Annotated in this window: 21 protein-coding genes; 12 read left to right on the top strand and 9 right to left on the bottom strand. The window is 70.6% G+C overall.

Annotated elements, in window-relative coordinates; translation table 11 throughout:
• Position 1 precedes the first annotated feature (1 nt).
• On the bottom strand, positions 2 to 637 hold the full coding sequence (gene ctaE, locus ABD140_RS18090) for an aa3-type cytochrome oxidase subunit III (RefSeq protein WP_344242030.1): 636 nt from the start codon (positions 635 to 637) through the stop codon (positions 2 to 4).
• 223 nt (positions 638 to 860) lie between these two features.
• Between ctaE and ABD140_RS18085 the strand changes: the two genes are divergently transcribed.
• Positions 861 to 1,298, top strand: a complete 438-nt coding sequence (locus ABD140_RS18085) for a hypothetical protein (protein ID WP_344242029.1) — start codon at positions 861 to 863, stop codon at positions 1,296 to 1,298.
• 30 nt (positions 1,299 to 1,328) lie between these two features.
• On the top strand, positions 1,329 to 2,384 hold the full coding sequence (trpD, locus tag ABD140_RS18080; protein ID WP_344242028.1) for an anthranilate phosphoribosyltransferase: 1,056 nt from the start codon (positions 1,329 to 1,331) through the stop codon (positions 2,382 to 2,384).
• Here the strand turns inward: trpD and ABD140_RS18075 are convergent.
• From ABD140_RS18075 to ctaC, 4 genes are all read right to left on the bottom strand, one after another.
• Positions 2,371 to 3,624: a L,D-transpeptidase gene (locus tag ABD140_RS18075; RefSeq protein ID WP_344242027.1), complete on the bottom strand. Its 1,254-nt coding sequence runs from the start codon at positions 3,622 to 3,624 to the stop codon at positions 2,371 to 2,373. The genes trpD and ABD140_RS18075 overlap by 14 nt on opposite strands.
• Before the next feature lie 223 nt (positions 3,625 to 3,847).
• On the bottom strand, positions 3,848 to 4,261 hold the full coding sequence (locus ABD140_RS18070) for a cytochrome c oxidase subunit 4 (protein ID WP_344242026.1): 414 nt from the start codon (positions 4,259 to 4,261) through the stop codon (positions 3,848 to 3,850).
• Positions 4,262 to 4,265: 4 nt separating this feature from the next.
• Entirely contained in the window at positions 4,266 to 5,951 is a 1,686-nt protein-coding gene (gene ctaD, locus ABD140_RS18065) for an aa3-type cytochrome oxidase subunit I (RefSeq protein ID WP_486303347.1), read from the bottom strand.
• Positions 5,948 to 6,754, bottom strand: a complete 807-nt coding sequence (ctaC, locus tag ABD140_RS18060; RefSeq protein ID WP_344242025.1) for an aa3-type cytochrome oxidase subunit II — start codon at positions 6,752 to 6,754, stop codon at positions 5,948 to 5,950. Before ctaC ends, ctaD begins: the two co-directional genes overlap by 4 nt.
• A gap of 167 nt (positions 6,755 to 6,921) precedes the next feature.
• On the opposite strand from ctaC, the gene ABD140_RS18055 reads away from it, so the two are divergent.
• Both ABD140_RS18055 and ABD140_RS18050 read left to right on the top strand, forming a co-directional pair.
• Positions 6,922 to 8,052, top strand: coding sequence for a cysteine desulfurase family protein (locus ABD140_RS18055; RefSeq protein ID WP_344242024.1), 1,131 nt, complete (start codon positions 6,922 to 6,924; stop codon positions 8,050 to 8,052).
• Positions 8,053 to 8,083: 31 nt separating this feature from the next.
• Positions 8,084 to 8,395 (top strand): sulfurtransferase TusA family protein, encoded by a 312-nt coding sequence (locus ABD140_RS18050; RefSeq protein WP_344242023.1) that lies wholly within the window; start codon positions 8,084 to 8,086, stop codon positions 8,393 to 8,395.
• Positions 8,396 to 8,444: 49 nt separating this feature from the next.
• Here ABD140_RS18050 and ABD140_RS18045 read toward each other — a convergent pair whose 3' ends face one another.
• Both ABD140_RS18045 and erpA read right to left on the bottom strand, forming a co-directional pair.
• Positions 8,445 to 9,407 carry a carbohydrate kinase family protein gene (locus ABD140_RS18045; RefSeq protein ID WP_344242022.1) on the bottom strand — a complete coding sequence of 321 codons (963 nt, stop codon included), beginning with the start codon at positions 9,405 to 9,407 and terminating at the stop codon, positions 8,445 to 8,447.
• A gap of 83 nt (positions 9,408 to 9,490) precedes the next feature.
• Positions 9,491 to 9,835 carry an iron-sulfur cluster insertion protein ErpA gene (gene erpA, locus ABD140_RS18040; protein ID WP_344242021.1) on the bottom strand — a complete coding sequence of 115 codons (345 nt, stop codon included), beginning with the start codon at positions 9,833 to 9,835 and terminating at the stop codon, positions 9,491 to 9,493.
• A gap of 222 nt (positions 9,836 to 10,057) precedes the next feature.
• Here erpA and nadA point away from each other — a divergent pair, with 222 nt between their 5' ends.
• Positions 10,058 to 11,209: a quinolinate synthase NadA gene (gene nadA / locus ABD140_RS18035; RefSeq protein WP_344242020.1), complete on the top strand. Its 1,152-nt coding sequence runs from the start codon at positions 10,058 to 10,060 to the stop codon at positions 11,207 to 11,209.
• A 224-nt stretch (positions 11,210 to 11,433) separates the two neighbouring features.
• Here nadA and ABD140_RS18030 read toward each other — a convergent pair whose 3' ends face one another.
• Positions 11,434 to 12,237, bottom strand: coding sequence for a PspA/IM30 family protein (locus tag ABD140_RS18030; protein ID WP_344242019.1), 804 nt, complete (start codon positions 12,235 to 12,237; stop codon positions 11,434 to 11,436).
• A gap of 137 nt (positions 12,238 to 12,374) precedes the next feature.
• Between ABD140_RS18030 and ABD140_RS18025 the strand changes: the two genes are divergently transcribed.
• Together ABD140_RS18025 and ABD140_RS18020 are read left to right on the top strand one after the other, a co-directional pair.
• The gene (locus ABD140_RS18025; RefSeq protein WP_344242018.1) at positions 12,375 to 12,971 is read left to right on the top strand and encodes a DUF3043 domain-containing protein; all 597 of its coding nucleotides are present in this window, start codon (positions 12,375 to 12,377) and stop codon (positions 12,969 to 12,971) included.
• 97 nt (positions 12,972 to 13,068) lie between these two features.
• Positions 13,069 to 14,070 (top strand): aldo/keto reductase family protein, encoded by a 1,002-nt coding sequence (locus ABD140_RS18020; RefSeq protein WP_344242017.1) that lies wholly within the window; start codon positions 13,069 to 13,071, stop codon positions 14,068 to 14,070.
• Between the two features lie 59 nt (positions 14,071 to 14,129).
• Here the strand turns inward: ABD140_RS18020 and ABD140_RS18015 are convergent, their stop codons facing one another.
• Positions 14,130 to 14,351 carry a hypothetical protein gene (locus ABD140_RS18015; protein ID WP_344242016.1) on the bottom strand — a complete coding sequence of 74 codons (222 nt, stop codon included), beginning with the start codon at positions 14,349 to 14,351 and terminating at the stop codon, positions 14,130 to 14,132.
• A gap of 98 nt (positions 14,352 to 14,449) precedes the next feature.
• On the opposite strand from ABD140_RS18015, the gene ABD140_RS18010 reads away from it, so the two are divergent.
• The 5 genes from ABD140_RS18010 to ABD140_RS17990 form a co-directional block, all read left to right on the top strand.
• Positions 14,450 to 15,403 (top strand): bifunctional adenosylcobinamide kinase/adenosylcobinamide-phosphate guanylyltransferase, encoded by a 954-nt coding sequence (locus ABD140_RS18010; protein ID WP_344242015.1) that lies wholly within the window; start codon positions 14,450 to 14,452, stop codon positions 15,401 to 15,403.
• Between the two features lie 11 nt (positions 15,404 to 15,414).
• On the top strand, positions 15,415 to 16,176 hold the full coding sequence (locus ABD140_RS18005) for an adenosylcobinamide-GDP ribazoletransferase (protein ID WP_344242014.1): 762 nt from the start codon (positions 15,415 to 15,417) through the stop codon (positions 16,174 to 16,176).
• Between the two features lie 109 nt (positions 16,177 to 16,285).
• A complete protein-coding gene (locus tag ABD140_RS18000; protein ID WP_344242013.1) occupies positions 16,286 to 17,755 on the top strand; it encodes a leucyl aminopeptidase in 1,470 nt (489 codons plus the stop codon).
• Positions 17,756 to 17,876: 121 nt separating this feature from the next.
• Positions 17,877 to 19,256, top strand: coding sequence for a dihydrolipoyl dehydrogenase (gene lpdA, locus ABD140_RS17995; protein ID WP_344242012.1), 1,380 nt, complete (start codon positions 17,877 to 17,879; stop codon positions 19,254 to 19,256).
• A gap of 36 nt (positions 19,257 to 19,292) precedes the next feature.
• On the top strand, positions 19,293 to 19,682 hold a 390-nt coding region (locus tag ABD140_RS17990; RefSeq protein ID WP_344242011.1), incomplete at its 3' end, for a biotin/lipoyl-containing protein.

Raw genomic sequence — 19,682 nt, 5'->3', positions numbered from 1 at the left:
GTTATCTGATCAGGTAGATGGTCGCGAACAGGCCGATCCAGACCACGTCCACGAAGTGCCAGTAGTACGAAACGACGATCGCGCTCGTCGCCTGCTCATGTGTCCAGCGCTTCGCGGCGTACGTGCGTCCCAGAACCAGCAGGAACGCGATCAGGCCTCCGGTCACGTGCATGCCGTGGAAGCCGGTGGTCAGGTAGAAGACCGAGCCGTAGGCGTCCGAGGCGAGGGTCGTCCCGTGATGGATCAGCTCTCGGTACTCGATGAGCTGGCCGATCACGAAGTAGAGGCCCAGGAAGAACGAGACCGTGAACCAGAAGCGCATCTTCCGACGACGCACGTCGTCGGGCAGACCGTGCTTCTCGACGGCGAAGACACCCATCTGGCACGTCACCGACGAGATGACGAGGACGACCGTGTTGAACAGCGCGAACGGCAGGTTCAACTCGGTCTGGGGCCATTCCCCGCCGGCGCCCAGGGTCACCGACCGGATGGTGAAGTACATCGCGAACAACGCCGCGAAGAACATGAGCTCGGACGACAACCAGACGATCGTCCCCACATTGACGAGGTTGGGACGGTTCTCCCGCTCGCCAAGCAGTGTTGTATTAGTCGCGGATGCTGTTGCCACGGGCAGCATTATTGCGTCACCCGACCGGCACCCCGCACAGACCCCCCTGTTAGAGACCGATTCTTGGGTCACGATTGGAACTTCGTCACCTTTTCCTACGTTCCCCCAGCTAGACAGACCACACGCTACGTATCGGATTCATCACGATCTGTGTTAGGTCTTCGGGAGGACACCGCCGTCCTTCGGCCGGGCTCCCTTGGTCGCCCAGGGCGGAAGCGGTAACCTCTCGGGCATGAGCGCCACCCAGCCCGCCGCAACCCCGGCCCCCCCGCTGAAGGTCCTCGTCTACGGCGACGACGCCAGTGTCCGCGAGCAGATCCGGCTGGCCATCGGCCGCCGCCCCGCGATGGACCTCCCCCCGGTGGAGTTCGTCGAGTGCGCCACCCAGCCCGCGGTGGTGCGGCTGCTGGACGAGGGCGGCTTCGACCTGGTGGTCCTGGACGCCGAGGCGCGGCCCGCGGGCGGGCTCGGCGTGTGCCGGCAGGCCAAGGACGAGGTGTACGACTGCCCCCCGATGCTGGCGCTCATCGCCCGGCGGGACGACGGCTGGCTGGCCACCTGGTCGCGGGCCGACGCCGTGCTCCTCCGGCCGCTGGACCCCATGGCCGCCGCCAAGGCCGCGGCCTCCCTGCTGCGCAAGCGGCTCGAAGACCGCCTGCCCGTTCTCTAAGAAGAAGACACGACCCGAGAGAGGTCTCCCGTGGCTGCCCGTACGACCTGGCCCTTCCTGCTCAACGCCCTGCTCGACGGGCGGACGCTGACCGCCGAGGAGGCCGAGTGGGCGATGGGCCGGATCATGGCGGGCGAGGCCACCGACGCCCAGATGGCGGGCTTCGCCATCGCGCTGCGCGCCAAGGGCGAGACGGTCGGCGAGATCTCCGGCATCGCCCAGGGCATGCTCGCCGCCGGCACGCCGCTGGAGGCGCCCGCCGAGGGCGTCGTCGACCTGGTCGGCACCGGCGGTGACCGCCACCACACGGTCAACTTCTCCACGATGGCCGCCATCGTGGCGGCCGGGGCCGGCGTGCGCATCGCCAAGCACGGCAACCGCGCGGCCTCCTCGGCCTGCGGCACCGCGGACGTGCTGGAGGCGCTCGGCGTGGTGATCGACCTGCCGCCGCACAAGACCTCACAGGTGCTGGCCGAGGCCGGGATCGCCTTCCTCTTCGCCCCGCTCTACCACCCCGCCATGCGCTACGCCGGCGGGGTGCGCAAGGAGCTGGGCACCCCCACCTTCTTCAACTTCCTCGGCCCGCTGACCAACCCGGCCCGGCCGCGCGCGATGGCCGTCGGGGTGTTCCACCCGAGCATGGCGCCGGTCGTCGCCGGGGTCTTCGCCGACCGCGGCTGCTCGGCGCTGGTCTTCCGCGGCGAGGACGGCCTGGACGAGCTGAGCACCACCGGCCCCTCGGCGGTGTGGTGCGTGCGGGACGGCCGGGTGGAGGAGACGGTCTTCGACCCGGCGGACCTGGGCATCCCCAGATCCACCCTGGAGGAGCTGCGCGGCGCCGACGCGCAGTACAACGCCGGGGTCGTGCGCCAGGTCCTGGCGGGCGAGAAGGGCCCCGTACGGGACATGGTGCGGCTCAACGCCGCCGCGGCCCTCGTCGCCGCCGAGGGCGCGCCGACGGCCGACGGGCTCGTCCCCGCGCTCAAGGGCGCCTACGAGCGGGCCGGGGAGTCCATCGACTCCGGCGCGGCGCGCTCCCTGCTGGAGCGCTGGGTGGCGGTCTCGCAGCGGCTCAGGGACTCCTGAGCTTCTGGCGCCCCTCCTGGACGTCCGAGGAGCCCGCCGGGCCCTGGGCGTCCGCCGGCTGCGCCGATCCCGCCAGCGTGCCCGTGGTGAAGCCCTGCGCCTTGCTGCCCTCCAGCCACTGCTTCCAGTCCAGCTGCCAGTAGCCCCAGCCGTTCTCCGGCTCCAGCTCGCGGTCCGTGCCGGTGACCGTCATCGGATCACCGCGGTGGCTGATGTTGTGGTACCACTTGGCGTCGGCCGGGGAGAGGTTGATGCAGCCGTGGCTGACGTTGGCGTTGCCCTGCGAGCCCACCGACCAGGGCGCGCTGTGCAGGTACTCGCCGCTGCTGGAGATCCGCACCGTCCAGTTGACGTTCTGCTGGTAGTAGCCGGCCTGGCCCGGCCCGATACCGGGCGACGTCATGACGGTCATGTACTCCTTCTCCATCGTCAGGTGCACGCCGCTGGTCGTGGTGTACTTGCGCACCCCGCCCTTGCCCATGCTGGCGGGCATCGAGCGCACCGTCTTGCCGTTGCGCTTGACCACGACCTTGTGCTTGCGGGCGTCGCCGAAGGCCTCGATGCGCTCGCCGACGTTGAACTCCAGGTCGATGTCCTTGGCGCCGTAGTGCCCGCCGGCGATCGGCACCCCCGACAGGTGGCCGAGCACCCTGACCTTGGTGTAGGCGGGCCAGTACTCCTTGGGGCGGAAGATGACGCTGCTGTCGTCGAACCAGCGCCACGCCCCCTCGACCGGCTTGGAGCTGCGCACCTCCAGCGCCCGCTCCACCGCCGCCTTGTCGGTGACCTCGCGGTCGAATCCGATCTTGACGGCCATGCCCACCCCGACGGTCTCGCGCGCCTCGGGGAAGAGCACCTCGCCCTCCACCGTCTGCCGGGGCCGCGTGGTGGTGAAGGACCCGGACCGCGTCTGCATCTGGCCGTCGGTGCCCAGCGCCGCCGCCTTCACGTGGTACCTGCCGCCGGGCGCCAGCGGGAAGCGGGACGTCCAGGTGGAGGCGTCGGCGGCCAGGACGCCCTCCACGGCGGCGCCCTGGCCGTCCTGGACGCTGACGTTCTGGAGCGTTCCCTTGTCCGCCCGCACGACGATGGGGGTGTCGGGCTTCACCGCGGTGTTCACCGGCGAGATCACGACACCGGCCCGCGGAGGGAGCGGCTTCTCCTGCGAGCAGCTGGCCAGCAGCGGGGCCAGGAGCAGACCCGCGGCTCCCGCCCTCGACACAGCGCGGTAGACCGGCACCGAACCTCCTGTTGTCATCCCGTTCCAGGTCCCGAAGAGCCCCAGGCCCCCCGAAGATCACCGAGAAGCGGACGAACACCGCTTCTGTGCTCTTGGCTACCCGCGCGGACCGGCGGGGGAAACCTCACCCGGTGAGCATCCCATAACGGAAAGCGATTATGCCGAAGGCCGGTGCGCTCCCGCTCGGGAGCACACCGGCCTTCGGTGAATCGTCGCAGAGCGCTTACGCCTCGACGTACTGACCGCGGTAGTACTCGAAGACGAAGCCGATGACGGCCATGATGATGCAGGTGACGGACAGCAGCACCAGCCACCAGCCGAACACCAGCCCCAGGCAGATGCCCGCGGCCGCCAGGGCCACGAACAGCGGCCACCAGCTGTGCGGGCTGAACGAGCCCACCTTGCCGGCGAGCTCGGCGATCTCGCCCAGCTTGTCGTCCTCGGGCAGCTCGCCGCCCTTGAGCTTCTCCAGCCGGCTGACCGTGAAGTGGATGTAGAAGGCGATCATGAAGGCGAGGCCGACGGACATCGCCAGGGCGGTGGTGCCCGTCCAGTCACCGGAGAAGATCCAGTAGACGATGTCGGTGATCAGGAAGAAGATCCCGCACCCGTAGAACATGTAGGCCTGGATGCGCATCGGGTCAGCCCTCCAGCTTCTTGGGCGTGCCCGCGCCGATCATCTCCGCCGCACGGTGCGCCTCTGCGGCGTGGTGCAGGTCGAAGGCCGGACGCTCGGAGCGGATCCGCGGGATCGAGTTGAAGTTGTGCCGCGGCGGCGGGCAGGAGGTCGCCCACTCCAGGGAGCCTCCGTAGCCCCACGGGTCGTCCACGGTGACCTTCTTGCCCTTCTTCCACGTGATGTACAGGTTGTAGAAGAACGGCAGCATCGAGGCGCCGAGCAGGAACGAGAAGACGGTGGACAGCTCGTTCAGGCCGGTGAACTCCGAGGCGTAGTCGGCGTAGCGCCGGGGCATGCCCGCCGCGCCCAGCCAGTGCTGCACCAGGAAGGTGCCGTGGAAGCCGATGAACAGGATCCAGAAGTGGACCTTGCCCCAGGTGTCGTTGAGCATCTTGCCGGTGAACTTGGGCCACCAGAAGTAGAAGCCCGCGAACATCGCGAAGACGACCGTGCCGAAGACCACGTAGTGGAAGTGCGCCACCACGAAGTAGGAGTCCGACAGCTGGAAGTCCATCGGGGGCGAGGCCAGGATGACGCCGGTCAGGCCGCCGAAGAGGAAGGTGACCAGGAAGCCCAGCGAGAAGAGCATCGGGCTCTCGAACGTGAGGTGCCCTCGCCAGATCGTGCCGATCCAGTTGAAGAACTTCACGCCCGTGGGCACCGCGATGAGGAACGTCATGAACGAGAAGAACGGTAGGAGCACCTGTCCCGTCACGAACATGTGGTGCGCCCAGACGGTGATCGACAGACCGGCGATCGCGATGGTCGCGCCGACCAGGCCGATGTAACCGAAGATCGGCTTGCGGCTGAACACCGGCAGGATCTCGGTCACGATGCCGAAGAACGGCAGGGCGATGATGTACACCTCTGGGTGGCCGAAGAACCAGAAGAGGTGCTGCCACAGGATCGCGCCGCCGTGGGAGGCGTCGAACACGTGGGCGCCGAACTTGCGGTCGGCGAAGAGCGCCAGCAGCGCGGCGGCCAGGACCGGGAAGGCCAGCAGGACCAGGATCGAGGTCAGCAGGATGTTCCAGGTGAAGATCGACATCCGGAACATCGTCATGCCCGGCGCGCGCATGCACAGGATCGTGGTGATGAAGTTGACCGCGCCCAGGATCGTGCCCAGACCCGACAGGGACAGGCCGATCACCCACAGGTCGCCGCCGAAGCCCGGCGAGCGGACCGAGTCCGACAGCGGGGCGTAGGCGAACCAGCCGAAGCTGGCGGCGCCGTCGGGGGTGAGGAACGCGGCGAGCACGATCAGGCTGCCGAACAGGAAGAACCAGTACGCCAGCATGTTCATGCGCGGGAACGCCACGTCGGGCGAGCCGATCTGCAGCGGCATGATCACGTTGGCGAAGCCCGCGAACAGCGGGGTGGCGAACATCAGCAGCATCACCGTGCCGTGCATGGTGAACAGCTGGTTGAACTGCTCGTTGCTCACCATCTGCATGCCGGGCTTGAACAGCTCCGCCCGGATCACCAGTGCCATCACGCCTCCGACGAGGAAGAACGCGAAGGAGGTGATCAGGTACATGTAGCCGATGACCTTGTGGTCGGTCGACGTCATCCAGTTGACGATCAGCCGGCCCTTGCTGGTGCGGGTGCCCGCGGGGGTGAGCGCGGGGCTCTCTGAGATCGCGGTCACTGCGCGCCTCCGGACTTCTGCTGCGCCACGAAGTCGTCGAACTCGGCCTGCGAGACGACCTTCACCTGGAAGAGCATCCGGCTGTGGTCGACGCCGCAGAGTTCGGCGCAGCGGCCCTCGTAGGTGCCGAGCTTCGTCGGGCGCAGCTCGAACTTGTTCACGTATCCGGGAACGACGTCCTTCTTGTAGATGAAGGCGGGAACCCAGAAGGAGTGGATGACGTTGTCCGACTTGAGGTTGAAGCGGACGGTCTTGTCGACGGGGACGACCAGGACCGGCTTCTCACCCTGGGCGGTGCCGCCCGGAGCGTCGGGCGCCGTCGGGGTGCCGACGATGCTGATCGGGGAGCCGTCGGCCTTCTTGTAGGCGTTGCCGAGGTAGTCGAACTGCCAGCTCCACTGGTAGCTGATCACGTCCACCGTGACGTCCGGCTTCTCGCTCAGCTTCTCGACGTAGGACTCGTCGCGGGCGGTGTAGAAGAACAGCACGCCGATGATGACGAACGGAACGGCCGTGTAGAGCATCTCGACCGGCAGGTTGTAGCGCACCTGCAGCGGAAGGCCTTCTTGGTCCTTGCGCTTGCGGTGGAACAACACGGCCCAGATGATCAGGCCCCACACGATCACGCCGATCGCGATCGCCGCGATCCACGAGCCCTGCCAGAGCGAGAGCATGCGTTCGCCCTGCTCGCTGGCCGGGTCGGGGTACCCAATGCGCTTCCACTGTTCAGCGTCACAGGCGGTGGCGGCCATCGCCAGCAAAGCCAGCGCGGTCGCGCTTCTCAGCGCTCGGCGGCCACGCACTGGCGTACGCCGCTCCCTAGAGCGGGTCGGACTCACGGATTGCCTTCCCCACAGATGAAGCCCGGGAGCATCCCCGGGCGGCTGCATTCAAATAGATCCTCGTTTGGTGGACACATTAGCGCGGGTGTCCTGGAAGCCCCTCTCGGGACCCCCGTTAATGTCGTACTGTGCCTTACTTCGACGCTGCCTCGACCGAACCGCTGCACCCGGCGGCCCGATCCGCGCTGCTGGCGGCGTACGAGACGGGGTGGGCGGATCCGGCGCGCCTGTACGGATCCGGACGACGGGCCAGAATGCTACTGGATGAGGCGAGGGCCCGGGTCGCGGCCTCGCTGGGGGTGCGGCCGGACGAGCTGAGCTTCACCACCTCGGGCACCCAGGCCGTGCACCTGGCGGTGCTGGGCGCGCTGGCCGCGCGCCGGCGGGCGGGGCGCCATCTGGTGGTGGGCGCGGTGGAGCACTCCAGCGTCCTGCACGCCGCGGAGCTGCACGAACGCGAGGGCGGCACGGTCACCGCCGTGCCGGTGGACCTGCACGGCAGGGTCGATCCGGCGGAGTTCGCCGCCGCGCTGCGCCACGACACCGCGCTGGCCTGCCTGCAGTCGGCCAACCACGAGGTGGGCACGGTGCAGCCGGTGGAGGAGGTGGCCGAGGCGTGCCGCGCGGCGGGCGTCCCCCTGTTCACCGACGCCGCCCAGTCCGCGGGGCGGATGCCGCTCCCGGCGGGCTGGTCCCTGCTGGCCGCCAGCGCCCACAAGTTCGGCGGCCCGCCCGGCACCGGGCTGCTGGTGGTCAGGAAGGGCACCCGCTGGAGGTCGCCGCTGCCCGCCGACGAGCGGGAGGGCGGGCGGGTCCCCGGCTTCCCCGGCGTGCCCGCCGCGCTGGCCACGGCCGCCGCGCTGGAGGCGCACACCGCGGAGTTCGCCGCCGACGCGCCGCGGCTGCGGGAGCTGGTCGACCGGATCCGCGCCCGGCTGCCCGAACTGGTGGCGGACGTGGAGATCGTCGGGGATCCGGTGCGAAGACTTCCCCACCTGGTGACCTTTTCTTTCCTTTATGTGGAAGGAGAGGCCATCATCACCGAACTCGACCGCCTGGGTTTCGAGGTTTCGTCCGGGAGTTCGTGCACTGCCGATACGCTTCGACCGAGCCATGTGCTGGAGGCCATGGGAGTGATCACCCATGGCAATGTCCGGGTGTCGCTGCCCCGAGGGGCGACCACCGCGGACGTCGACCGGTTCCTCGCCGTGCTACCCGACACGGTGAGCCGGTTGCGCAAGAGCGCGGGCGTCACCTGACGCCCGCCCGCCGAGAAGGGAAGCGTGAACCATGGGCTTCCGCCGCCGCCTCCGCAGGCAGCCCCCCGCGCCGCAGGCAGCTCCCGCGCCCCCGCCCGCGCCGGCCGGTCCCCCGGCCGCGCTGGTCCTGGACGCGCTGGGCCGCAAGTGCCCCATACCGATCATCATGCTGGCCGAGCGCATCCGCGAGGTGCAGCTCGGCCAGATCATCGCCGTGCAGGCCGACGACGTCGCCGCCCGCACCGACATCCCCGCCTGGTGCCGGATGAAGTCCCAGACGTTCGTGCGCGAGGAGGCCCTCCCCCAGGGGGGGTGGGCCTTCCACGTCCGTCGTGACTACTGAGGCCGGCCCGTGACCACTGGGGCAGGCCCGTGACCACGGGGGCTTTCCGCTACTTCAGGTGGGCGGCGACCTCGTCGGCGGCCGCGGCGCCGTAGGCCTGGCCCATCCGGGTGAGCAGGTCCTCGCGCTCCAGGCGGTACTCCTGGCCGCCGGCGGTCTCCAGCGCGTGCGCGGCCACCAGGTTGCCCAGCTGGGCGGCGCGCTCCAGGCCCAGGCCCCAGGCGACGGCGGCCAGGAAGCCGGCGCGGAAGGCGTCGCCGACCCCGGTCGGCTCGACCTTGCGGACCTCGGGCGCGGCCGGGACGTGCAGGCCGGGCTCGCCCTTGCGGTCGATCATCACGCCCTTGGGGCCCAGGGTGGTGACCCGGACGCCCACCTGGTCGAGGATCTCGGCGTCCGACCAGCCGGACTTCTGCTCGCAGAGCGCCTTCTCGTACTCGTTGGTGAACAGGTAGGCGGCGCCGCCGATGAGGCTGCGCACCTCCGCGCCGTCCATGCGGGCGAGCTGCTGGGAGGGGTCGGCGGCGAACGGGACGCCCCGGGTGCGGCACTCCTCGGTGTGGCGGACCATCGCCTCGGGGTCGTTGGGGCTGATCACCACCAGGTCGAGCTCGCCGAGCGGGGCCAGCTCGATGTTGCGCGCCTCGCTCATGGCGCCCGCGTAGAAGGAGGCCATCTGGTTGTGGTCGGCGTCGGTGGTGCACATGAACCGGGCGGTGTGCCGCAGCTCGGAGATGTGCACGCCGGAGCAGTCCACCCCGTGGCGCTCCAGCCAGGCGCGGTAGTCGGCGAAGTCGGTGCCGACCGCGCCGACCAGCAGCGGGCTCAGGCCCAGGCCGCCCAGGCCGAAGGAGATGTTCGCCGCGATGCCCCCGCGCCGGATCTCCAGCTCGTCCACCAGGAAGGAGAGCGAGACCTGCTGGAGCTGGTCGGGCAGCAGCTGGTCGGAGAACCTGCCGGGGAAGGTCATCAGATGGTCGGTCGCGATGGAGCCTGTCACGGCGATGCGCACGGTGGTGGCTCTCCTTTGGGGACGAACGGAAAAAGGGCCTGATCAGATTACTCTGTCAGGCCCTTCGAGAGCTGAGAAGCCCCTCAGGAGAAGCTGTCACCGCAGGCGCAGGAGCCCGTGGCGTTGGGGTTGTCGATCGTGAAGCCCTGCTTCTCGATCGTGTCGACGAAGTCGACGGTCGCCCCGCCCAGGTAGGGGGCGCTCATGCGGTCGGTCACCACGGTGACGCCGTCGAAGTCGTAGGTGATGTCGCCGTCGAGCTGGCGCTCGTCGAAGAACAGCTGGTAGATCAGCCCGGAGCAGCCGCCCGGCTGCACCGCCACGCGCAGCGCGAGGTCGTCGCGGCCCTCCTGCTCCAGCAGGGCCTTGACCTTCTGCGCGGCGGCGTCGGTGAGGATGATCCCCTGCTGAGTGCTGGTCTCCGTCATATCTATTACTCCCAGTAGCGGGGCCGAGGAATTGCCAACAGTCACAACGTACCTGCCGACGTGGTTCTTCCCCGGTCGGCGGGGTTTTTCTCATGGTGCCACAGGAGGCGCCGGGCGCGGACCCCGGCCATGCGTGCAGTGCCCGGTATGTGGTTACATGGGAATCGTCACTCCGACGATAAGTCATCAGACCTCATCCCCCGTTCGCGGGAAGGAGCCCCCGTGACGACCACAACCGATCTCCCCCTGCTGTTCCTCGGACAGGGTGCGGACCCCGACAGCGAGGCCGGCGTGCAGTGCCCCGGCGAGCTGCCCCCCGCCTCCGACCCGCAGCTGGTGGCCAGGGCCGCCGCGGCCAAGGCCGCCCTCGGCGACAAGGTCTTCGTGCTGGGCCACCACTACCAGCGCGACGAGGTGATCCAGTTCGCCGACGTCACCGGCGACTCCTTCAAGCTGGCCCGTGACGCCGCCGCCCGGCCGCAGGCCCCCTACATCGTCTTCTGCGGCGTGCACTTCATGGCCGAGTCCGCCGACATCCTCACCGGCGACGACCAGCGGGTCGTGCTGCCGGACCTCGCCGCGGGCTGCTCGATGGCCGACATGGCGACCTTCGACCAGGTCGAGGAGTGCTGGGACGCCCTCACCGACCTCGGGATCGCCGACCGGGTCGTCCCCGTCACCTACATGAACTCCTCGGCCGACATCAAGGCGTTCGTGGGCCGCCGCGGCGGTGTGGTGTGCACCTCCTCCAACGCCAAGCGCGCGCTGGAGTGGGCCTTCGAGCAGGGCGAGCAGGTCCTCTTCCTGCCCGACCAGCACCTCGGCCGCAACACCGCGGTGCTGGAGATGGGCCTGACCCTGGACGACTGCGTGGTCTACAACCCGCACCGCCCGGGCGGCGGGCTCACCGACGAGCAGTTGCGCAACGCCAAGATGATCCTGTGGAAGGGCCACTGCTCGGTGCACGGGCGCTTCAGCCTCGCCTCGGTCGAGGACGTACGCACGCGGGTGCCCGGCGTCAACGTGCTCGTCCACCCCGAGTGCCGGCACGAGGTCGTCACCGCCGCCGACCACATCGGCTCCACCGAGTACATCATCAAGACCCTGGAGGCCGCCGAACCCGGCAGCTCCTGGGCGATCGGCACCGAGCTCAACCTGGTCAAGCGGCTCGCGGGCGCCCACCCCGATAAGAACGTCATGTTCCTCGACAAGACGGTCTGCTTCTGCTCCACCATGAACCGCATCGACCTGCCCCACCTGGTGTGGGCCCTGGAGGCCCTCGCCCGAGGCGAGGTCCCCAACCAGATCACGGTCGACCCCGAGACCACCCGCCACGCCAAGGCGGCCCTGGACCGCATGCTCGCTCTTCCTTGATGGCCGCGACTTCGTCGCGTCGGGCGATTCGGGCCCTTGGGCCCTGTCTTCCTTCAGATCTTGATCGCCTGGAGGCGATCAAGATCCTCAGTCCAGACAGGGTCGCCCGAATCGCGATGGTCGCCCTCCGCACGGGGTGCTGTGGAAAGCACCTTCGCAGGGTCGGCCTGAAACCCTTGCGCGGGTCGGCCTGAAACCCTCGCGGGAGTGCGCTCTCGCGAGGGTCAGCTACCGCCCTGCTCGGGCCACGGCTTCTGCTGCTGGGGCTGGGGGGCGGGCTGCTGCTGGGCCTGGGCGGGCCCGGCGTCCAGCTGGCGGGGCGCCTCGCCGCCCTGGCCGAGCTCGGCCTTGAGGCGCTCCAGCTCCAGCTCCACGCCGGTGGAGGCGTTCATGCGGTTGAGCTCGGCCTGGATGTCGTCGCGCGGGCCGGTGTAGTCCTCCAGCGCGCCGGACTCCAGCAGCTCGTCGATCGCGCCCGCCCGGGCCTGCAGCTGGGCGGTGCGGTCCTCGGCGCGCTGGATCGCCATGCCCACGTCGCCCATCTCCTCGGAGATGCCGCTGAACGCCTCACTGATGCGGGTCTGGGCCTCGGCCGCGGTGTACGTCGCCTTGATCGTCTCCTTGCGGGTGCGGAAGGCGTCCACCTTGGCCTGCAGCCGCTGCGCGGCCAGCGTGAGCTTCTCCTCCTCGCCCTGCAGCTGCTCGTACTGCGCGCGCAGGTCGTTCAACTGGGAGTCCAGGCCGGCGCGGCGCTCCAGCGCGGCCCTGGCCAGGTCCTCACGGCCCACCTGCAGCGCCTGGCGCCCCTGGTCGGTGAGCTTGTTGTGATCCTTCTCCAACCGCGTGATCTGCAGTTCCAGCCGCTTGCGCGAGGTCGCCACGTCGGCCACGCCCCGCCGGACCTTCTGCAGCATCTCCAGCTGGCGCTGGTAGGAGTAGTCCAGGGTCTCCCGCGGATCCTCGAGACGGTCCAGCGCGTTGTTGGCCTTGGACTTGAAGATCATCGACATTCGCTTCATCACGCTCATCGCGCGCGGACGTCCCTTCCATACGGGGTCGCTAGACCCGAGCCAGCCACTGATGGGCCTTTTATCACCCTACGTTGTTGACGCATGGTCCGACCACGAGGTTCCTTGCCGGTATCGCCATCAAATATCCTTCTTCCGTGTTCCGACGTGGCAGCGACTCCTCAGACACCTCCGCCTCCGCCGAGACCGCCGACGAGCGGTCCCCCAAGGAGGGCGGCAAGGGCCGGCCCACCCCCAAGCGGCGCGAGGCCGAGAAGGTGCGGCGCAACCAGCTGGTGACGGCGCCCAGGGACCGCAAGGAGGCCTACAAGCAGGTCCGCGCCCGCCAGGCCGAGCAGCGGGCGAAGGTCCGCGAGGGCATGGCCAAGGGCGACACCCGCTACCTGCCCAAGCGGGACCAGGGCCCGGTGCGCCAGTTCGCCCGCGACTACGTCGACTCGCGGCGGACCTTCGGCTCCCACCTCATGCTGATCATGTTCGTGGTGGTGCTGGTCAGCTTCGTGCAGACCCCGCTGACCCAGCTGCTGTTCGTGATCATCCCGCCGGTGCTGCTGTTCGTCGTGCTGACCGAGAGCCTGCTGATCTCCCAGAAGATCAAGAAGCTCGCCGCCGAGCGCTTCCCCGGCGAGCAGCTCAAGGGCGTCGGCCTGTACGCCGCGACCCGCTCGCTGCAGATGCGCCGCCTGCGCATCCCCACCCCGCGCTACGGCCCCGGCGACAAGGACAAGATCTGACCTTCCGGGGGGCGACCCCCGGACCCCCGGACCCCCGCAAGGCGACAGCCGATCCTCGCTTCGCTGCGGTCGTCTGTCGCCCGCCTAGGATCGGATCATGCAATTCCGTCGCCTTGGCCGCAGTGGCCTGAAGATCTCCGAAATCTCCTACGGCAACTGGATCACCCATGGGTCCCAGGTCGAGGAGGACACCGCGGTCGCCTGCGTGCACGCCGCGCTCGACGAGGGGATCACCACCTTCGACACCGCCGACGTCTACGCCGGCACCCGCGCCGAGACCGTCCTGGGGCGCGCCCTGAAGGGGCAGCGCCGGGAGTCCCTGGAGATCTTCACCAAGGTCTACTGGCCGACCGGCTCCGGCCCCAACGACCGCGGCCTGTCGCGCAAGCACATCATGGAGTCGATCGACGGCTCGCTGCGCCGGCTCGGCACCGACTACGTCGACCTCTACCAGGCCCACCGCTACGACCACGAGACCCCGCTCGAGGAGACCATGCGGGCGTTCGAGGACGTCGTGCGCCAGGGCAAGGCGCTCTACATCGGGGTCTCGGAGTGGCGCGCCGAGGAGATCGCCGCGGCGCTGAAGATCGCCGACGAGCGCGGGTTCGACCGCATCGTCTCCAGCCAGCCGCAGTACTCCATGCTGCACCGGGTGATCGAGGCCGAGGTCGTGCCGCTGTGCGAGCGCGAGGGCATCGGGCAGATCGTCTGGTCGCCGATCGCGCAGGGCGTGCTGACCGGCAAGTACCTCCCCGGGCAGGCGCCGCCGCCCGGCTCGCGCGCCACCGACGACAAGAGCGGCGCCGACTTCGTCAAGGTCTGGATGGGCGACGAGATCCTCCGCCGCGTGCAGGAGCTGCGCCCCGTCGCCCAGGACGCGGGCCTGACCATGGCGCAGCTCGCGGTCGCCTGGGTGCTGCAGAACCCCAACGTCTCCTCGGCGATCGTCGGAGCCTCCCGGCCCGAGCAGATCCGCGACAACGTGAAGGCCGTCGGCGTGAAGCTGGAGAAGGACCTTCTGGCGCGCATCGACGAGATCCTCGGCGACGCCGTGGTGAGCGACCCCTCGCACACGAGCTCGCCCGCCGTCCGCCCGTAACGCCCGCGGAACCGGCGGGGCCGCTCCCGCCCGGACCGGTGCGGTTCGGCCGGTGCGGTTCAGTCGAGTGAGAGCGGCATGGGGCCGTACACGACGCGGTCGTCGTCCAGCAGGTACACCCGGGCGACGCCCGCGTCGGCCAGCAGGCGCCAGTTCTCGCCCAGCCAGCTCTCGGCGTCGGACTGGGTGGGCTGGTGGTCGGGCTGGTCGAAGGGCGCGGGCAGCGCGCTCGCCGGGATCTGCGTCCCGTCCGCCCTCTCGTAGCGCCACGTCCACGTCATGTCCGCCAGACCCCCTCGACTCCGTGCCCGCTACCGCTCCGGGGATGTGTCCCACTGGGATCATGCCATGTGTTCGGCGTCGTATAGTGCGCTCCGCCATGCGAATCGAGATCGAGGGCGACGCCTCCGCGCCGGGGTGGCCCGCCCCTGACTGCGGCTGCGCCTCCTGCGCGCCGCTGCGCCGACGGGGCGAAAGCCGTGCTCCGCTGCACGTCCGGGTGGACGGGCGGCCGCTGGAGGAGTGGGAGTCCACCGCCGTCCCCGGCGGACTGGACGTGCGGACGGACGCGGGGGAAAGGCTGCTCTACGGCCACCGCGCGGCGTGTCCGGAACCGGCTCCCGGCGCCGTCTACGACGCCGTGCTGCTGGACCTGCTGGGGTGCCCCGAGCAGCTGGCGGTGCTGCGGCGGGCCGGGGCGGTGGCCGCGCACACCCGTGTCCACGCCGTCCACGTCGACCACCGGGTGCGGGATGAGGCCGAGCTGGCGCGGCGGCTGGGGTTCTGGCTGGCGCCCGTCGCCGGGCCGCACCGGACGCTGCTGCTCGGCGGCTCGCGTTCGGGCAAGTCCGCCGAGGCCGAGCTGCGGCTGGCCGCCCGCCCCGAGGTGACCTATCTGGCCACCGGGCCCCGCCCGGACGGCTCCGACCCCGAGTGGGCCGCGCGGGTGGGCGCGCACCGGACGCGCAGGCCGTCCTGGTGGCGCACCGTGGAGTCCGACGCGCTCGCCGAGGTGCTGCGCGAGGCGGAGGGCGCGGTGCTGGTGGACGGTCTGGGCACCTGGCTGGCCGCCGTCATGGACCGCACGGGCGCGTGGGAGGACCCCGGAGCCGTCCGTCCCCTCCTGGACGAGGCCGTGGCGGCGTGGCGCGGCACGCGGGCGGTGGTGGTGGCGGTCTCCGACGAGGTCGGGCTCTCGCTCGTGCCCGACAACCGGGCGGGCCGGTTGTTCCGCGACCTGCTCGGCGAGCTGAACCAGCGGCTGGTCGCCGAGTCCGAGGACGCGGCGCTCGTGGTGGCGGGCCGTCCCCTGCCGCTGTGGCCCGGACGGTAGCCTCGCCGCCCGTGCCCCTTTCTCCCTCCCTGCGGTTGTCCTTCGGCCTGCTCAGCGTCCTGCCCGTCGGCCACGTCGAGGCCGACCGGCCGGTGTTCGGCGCGGCCATGGCCTGGGCCCCGCTGGTCGGGGCGGTGCTGGGGGGCTGCCAGGCGCTGGCGTTCCTGCTCCTGGAGCTGGCCGGGGCGGACGCGCTCCTGGCCGCGGTGCTCGCCGTGGGGCTGGGCGCGGTGCTCACCCGCGCGCTGCACCTGGACGGCCTCGCCGACGTCGCCGACGGGCTGGGCAGCGGGCGGCCCGCCGCCGAGGCCCTGGCCGTCATGAAGCGCTCCGACATCGGACCGTTCGGCGTCGTGGCGCTCGTGTTCACCCTGCTGGCCCAGGTCGCGGCGGCCGCCTCCGCCCCGGATCCGGTCCTGGCGCTGGTCGTGGCCGGGGCGACGGGGCGGCTGGCGCTGGTGTGGGCCTGCTCCCCCGGCGTGCCCGCGGCACGGCCGGACGGGCTGGGCGCGCTGGTCGCCGGGACGGTCCCGGTCCGCGTCGCGGCGCTGTGGACCGCGGCGCTGGTCCTCGCCGCCGCCGGGGCCGCCTGGTGGATCCATCCGGCCGCGGGATCCCTGCTCCCGGCCGCCGCCGTTCCGCTCGCGCTGGGCGCCGCCGCCCTGTTGCGCCGGCACCTGGTCCGCCGGTTCGGCGGGATCACCGGAGACGTGCTGGGCGCACTGGCGGAGCTCGCCGGAACGGTGGTTCTGATCACTGCCACACTGGGGTAAAAGCCAGCGAAACCCCACGAAATTCCGGCTTCTCGTCCCCTCCCGGATCGGGGCAAGGCTCGATCGAAACGGAGGAAACAGGTTCCGGGGGCGAGTAAGGTCGAGAGGCGTGACGACGAATCTCAGCATCAGCCAGACCGATCCCGCCTCCCTCGACGTGGACGCCCTCGTCATAGGCGTGGGCCCCGAGGCCGCTCTGGCCGCCGGGTCGCAGGGCGTGGACGGCGCGCTGGACGGGCGCCTGGCCGAGGCGCTTCTGGCCGTCGGCGCCACCGGCAAGGCCGGTGAGGTGGTCAAGCTCCCGACGCTGGGCGCGCTGCCCGCGAAGGTGATCGTGGCCGCCGGCCTGGGCGAGGACCCCGGGCCCGAGGCCCTGCGCCGCGCCGCCGGAGCCGCCGTGCGCGCCCTGGCCGGCACCGCCCGCGTCGCGCTCGCGCTGCCCGCCGACACCCCCGAGCGCGCCTTCGCCGTGGCCACCGGCGCGCTGCTGGGCAACTACTCCTTCGCCCGCTACCGCACCGGCGCGCAGACCGAGCCGGTGGGCGAGCTGGTGCTCCTCACCGACCTGGACGCCACCACCCTGGCCGAGCGGGCCGAGGCCGTCACCGGGGCCGTCGCCCTGGCGCGCGACCTGGTCAACACCCCGCCCTCCCACCTCGCCCCCGAGGACCTGGCGGGCGTGGCCGAGAACGTCGCCCGCGAGGCCGGCCTCGACCTGGAGGTCCTCGACGAGAAGGCGCTGGTGGACGGCGGCTACGGCGGCATCGTCGGCGTCGGCCAGGGCTCGGTGAACCCGCCGCGGCTGGTGCGCCTGGGCTACCGGCACCCGCAGGCCGACAAGACCGTGGTCTTCGTCGGCAAGGGCATCACCTTCGACACCGGCGGCATCTCGATCAAGCCGGCCGAGGGCATGGACTGGATGAAGTCCGACATGGGCGGCGCGGCGGCCGTGCTCGCCTCGCTGCGGGCGATCGCCGCGCTCAAGCCGAAGGTCAACGTGGTCGGCTACCTGGCCATCGCCGAGAACATGCCCTCGGGCACCGCGCAGCGGCCTTCCGACGTCATCACCATCTACGGCGGCAAGACCGTCGAGGTCCTCAACACCGACGCCGAGGGCCGGCTCGTCATGGCCGACGCCATCGCCCGCTCCGCCGAGGACGCCCCCGACCTGCTCGTCGACGTCGCCACGCTGACCGGCGCCGCGCTGGTCGCCCTGGGCGTGCGCACCACCGCCGTCATGGCCAACTCCGACGAGGTGCGCGAGAAGGTCGTCCAGGCGGCCGAGCGCTCCGGGGAGAGCGCCTGGGGCATGCCGCTGCCCGAGGAGCTGCGCAAGGGCCTGGACTCCCCCGTCGCCGACATCGCCAACATCAGCGCCGAGCGCTGGGGCGGCATGCTCGCCGCGGGCGTCTTCCTCAAGGAGTTCGTGCCCGACGGGGTGCGCTGGGCCCACCTGGACATCGCCGGGCCCGCCTACAACAAGGGCGAGCCCTACGGCTACACCCCCAAGGGCGGCACCGGCGCCGCGACCCGCGCGCTGGTGCAGATCGCCGAGGACGTGGCCGACGGTCTTCTGTGACCCGAGTCAAACCCGCCCGCGGCTCTTACCGCTCGGTACAAATGAAAAGATGGCCCTACCTGGCATTTCTCCGGTGCCCACCCGGGCCGGCGAAACGAGTATCCACAAGAAGGAGCGTCCGGTGACGAACAAGGGCCCGTACGACCTCGTCGTACTCGGCGGCGGGAGCGGCGGCTACGCCTGCGCGCTGCGCGCGTCGGAACTGGGCATGCGCGTCGTCCTGATCGAGAAGGACCCCAACCTCGGGGGCACGTGCCTGAACCGGGGCTGCATCCCCACCAAGGCCCTGCTGCACGCGGCCGAGGTCGTCGACGAGATCCGCGAGGCGTCCGCCTACGGCATCAAGGCCAGCCTCGAGGGCATCGACGTGCCCGGGGTGCAGGCATACAAGAACAAGATCGTCTCCACCACGGTCAAGGGCCTCACCGGCCTGATCAAGTCCAAGGGCATCGAGATCGTCCACGGCGCCGGCCGGCTGGCCTCCCCCACCTCCGTGGCCGTGGGCGACGACGTCTACGAGGGCGACCACGTGGTGCTCGCCACCGGCTCGGCCCCCCGGTCCCTGCCCGGCCTGGAGATCGACGGCGACAAGGTCATCTCCAGCGACCACGCCTTGGAGCTCGACCGCGTCCCGGCCTCCGTGGTGGTCCTGGGCGGCGGCGTCATCGGCGTGGAGTTCGCCTCCGTCTGGCGCTCGTTCGGCACCGAGGTCACCATCGTCGAGGGGTTGCCGCACCTGCTGCCGCTGGAGGAGGAGTCCTCCTCCAAGCGCCTGGAGCGCGCCTTCCGCAAGCGCGGCATCAAGTTCGAGCTCGGCGCCCGCTTCTCGGGCGTGAAGACCACCGACTCCGGCGTGTCGGTCTCGCTGGAGAACGGCAAGACCATCGACGCCGAGCTGCTGCTGGTGGCCGTCGGCCGCGGCCCGGTCTCCCAGGGCCTGGGCTTCGAGGAGAACGGGGTGAGCACCGACCGCGGCTTCGTGACCGTCGACGAGTACTGCACCACCTCCGTGCCGTCGGTCTCGGCGGTGGGCGACCTCATCCCGACCCTGCAGCTGGCCCACGTCGGCTTCGCCGAGGGCATCCTGGTGGCCGAGAAGGTGGCGGGCCTGAACCCCACCCCGATCGACTACGACGGGGTCCCCCGCATCACCTACTCCAACCCCGAGGTCGCCTCCGTGGGCATCACCTCCGCCAAGGCGCGGGAACTCGGCATGGAGATCAAGGAGATCACCTACGACCTCGCGGGCAACCCCAAGAGCAAGATCCTGGGCACCCAGGGCGAGGTCAAGATGATCGCCGAGAAAGACGGACCGATCCTGGGCGTCCACATGGTGGGCGCGCGGGTCGGCGAGCTGGTCACCGAAGGCCAGCTGCTCTACAACTGGGAGGCCCTGCCGACCGAGGTGGCGCAGCTCATCCACGCGCACCCCACCCAGTCCGAGGCGGTCGGCGAGGCAGCACTCGCCCTCGCCGGCAAGCCCCTGCACGTCCACGGCTGACGACAGACAGCCCACGAAGAGGAGTCGCTGAGAACCATGCCGGTCTCCGTCACCATGCCCCAGCTCGGAGAGAGCGTCACCGAGGGCACCGTCACCCGCTGGCTGAAGAAGGAGGGCGAGCCCGTCGAGGTCGACGAGCCGCTCCTGGAGGTGTCGACCGACAAGGTCGACACCGAGATCCCCTCTCCCGCCGCGGGCATCCTGACCAGCATCACCGTCGCCGAGGACGAGACCGTCGAGGTCGGCGCCGAGCTTGCGGTCATCTCCGGCGCCGACGAGGCGCCCGCCCCTGCCGCGCAGGCCCCGGCCGCCCCCGAGCCGGCGCCCGAGCCCGAGCCCGAACCCGCTCCCGCGCCCCCGGCTCCCGAGCCGCCGGGCGCCGCCCCGGCTCAGACCGCTCACCTTCCGGCGACCGTCGACCTCAAC

It is taken from the genome of Actinocorallia libanotica, from assembly GCF_039525175.1.
GTDB lineage: Bacteria > Actinomycetota > Actinomycetes > Streptosporangiales > Streptosporangiaceae > Actinocorallia > Actinocorallia libanotica.
This window is presented reverse-complemented; position numbering and strand designations above follow the sequence as displayed.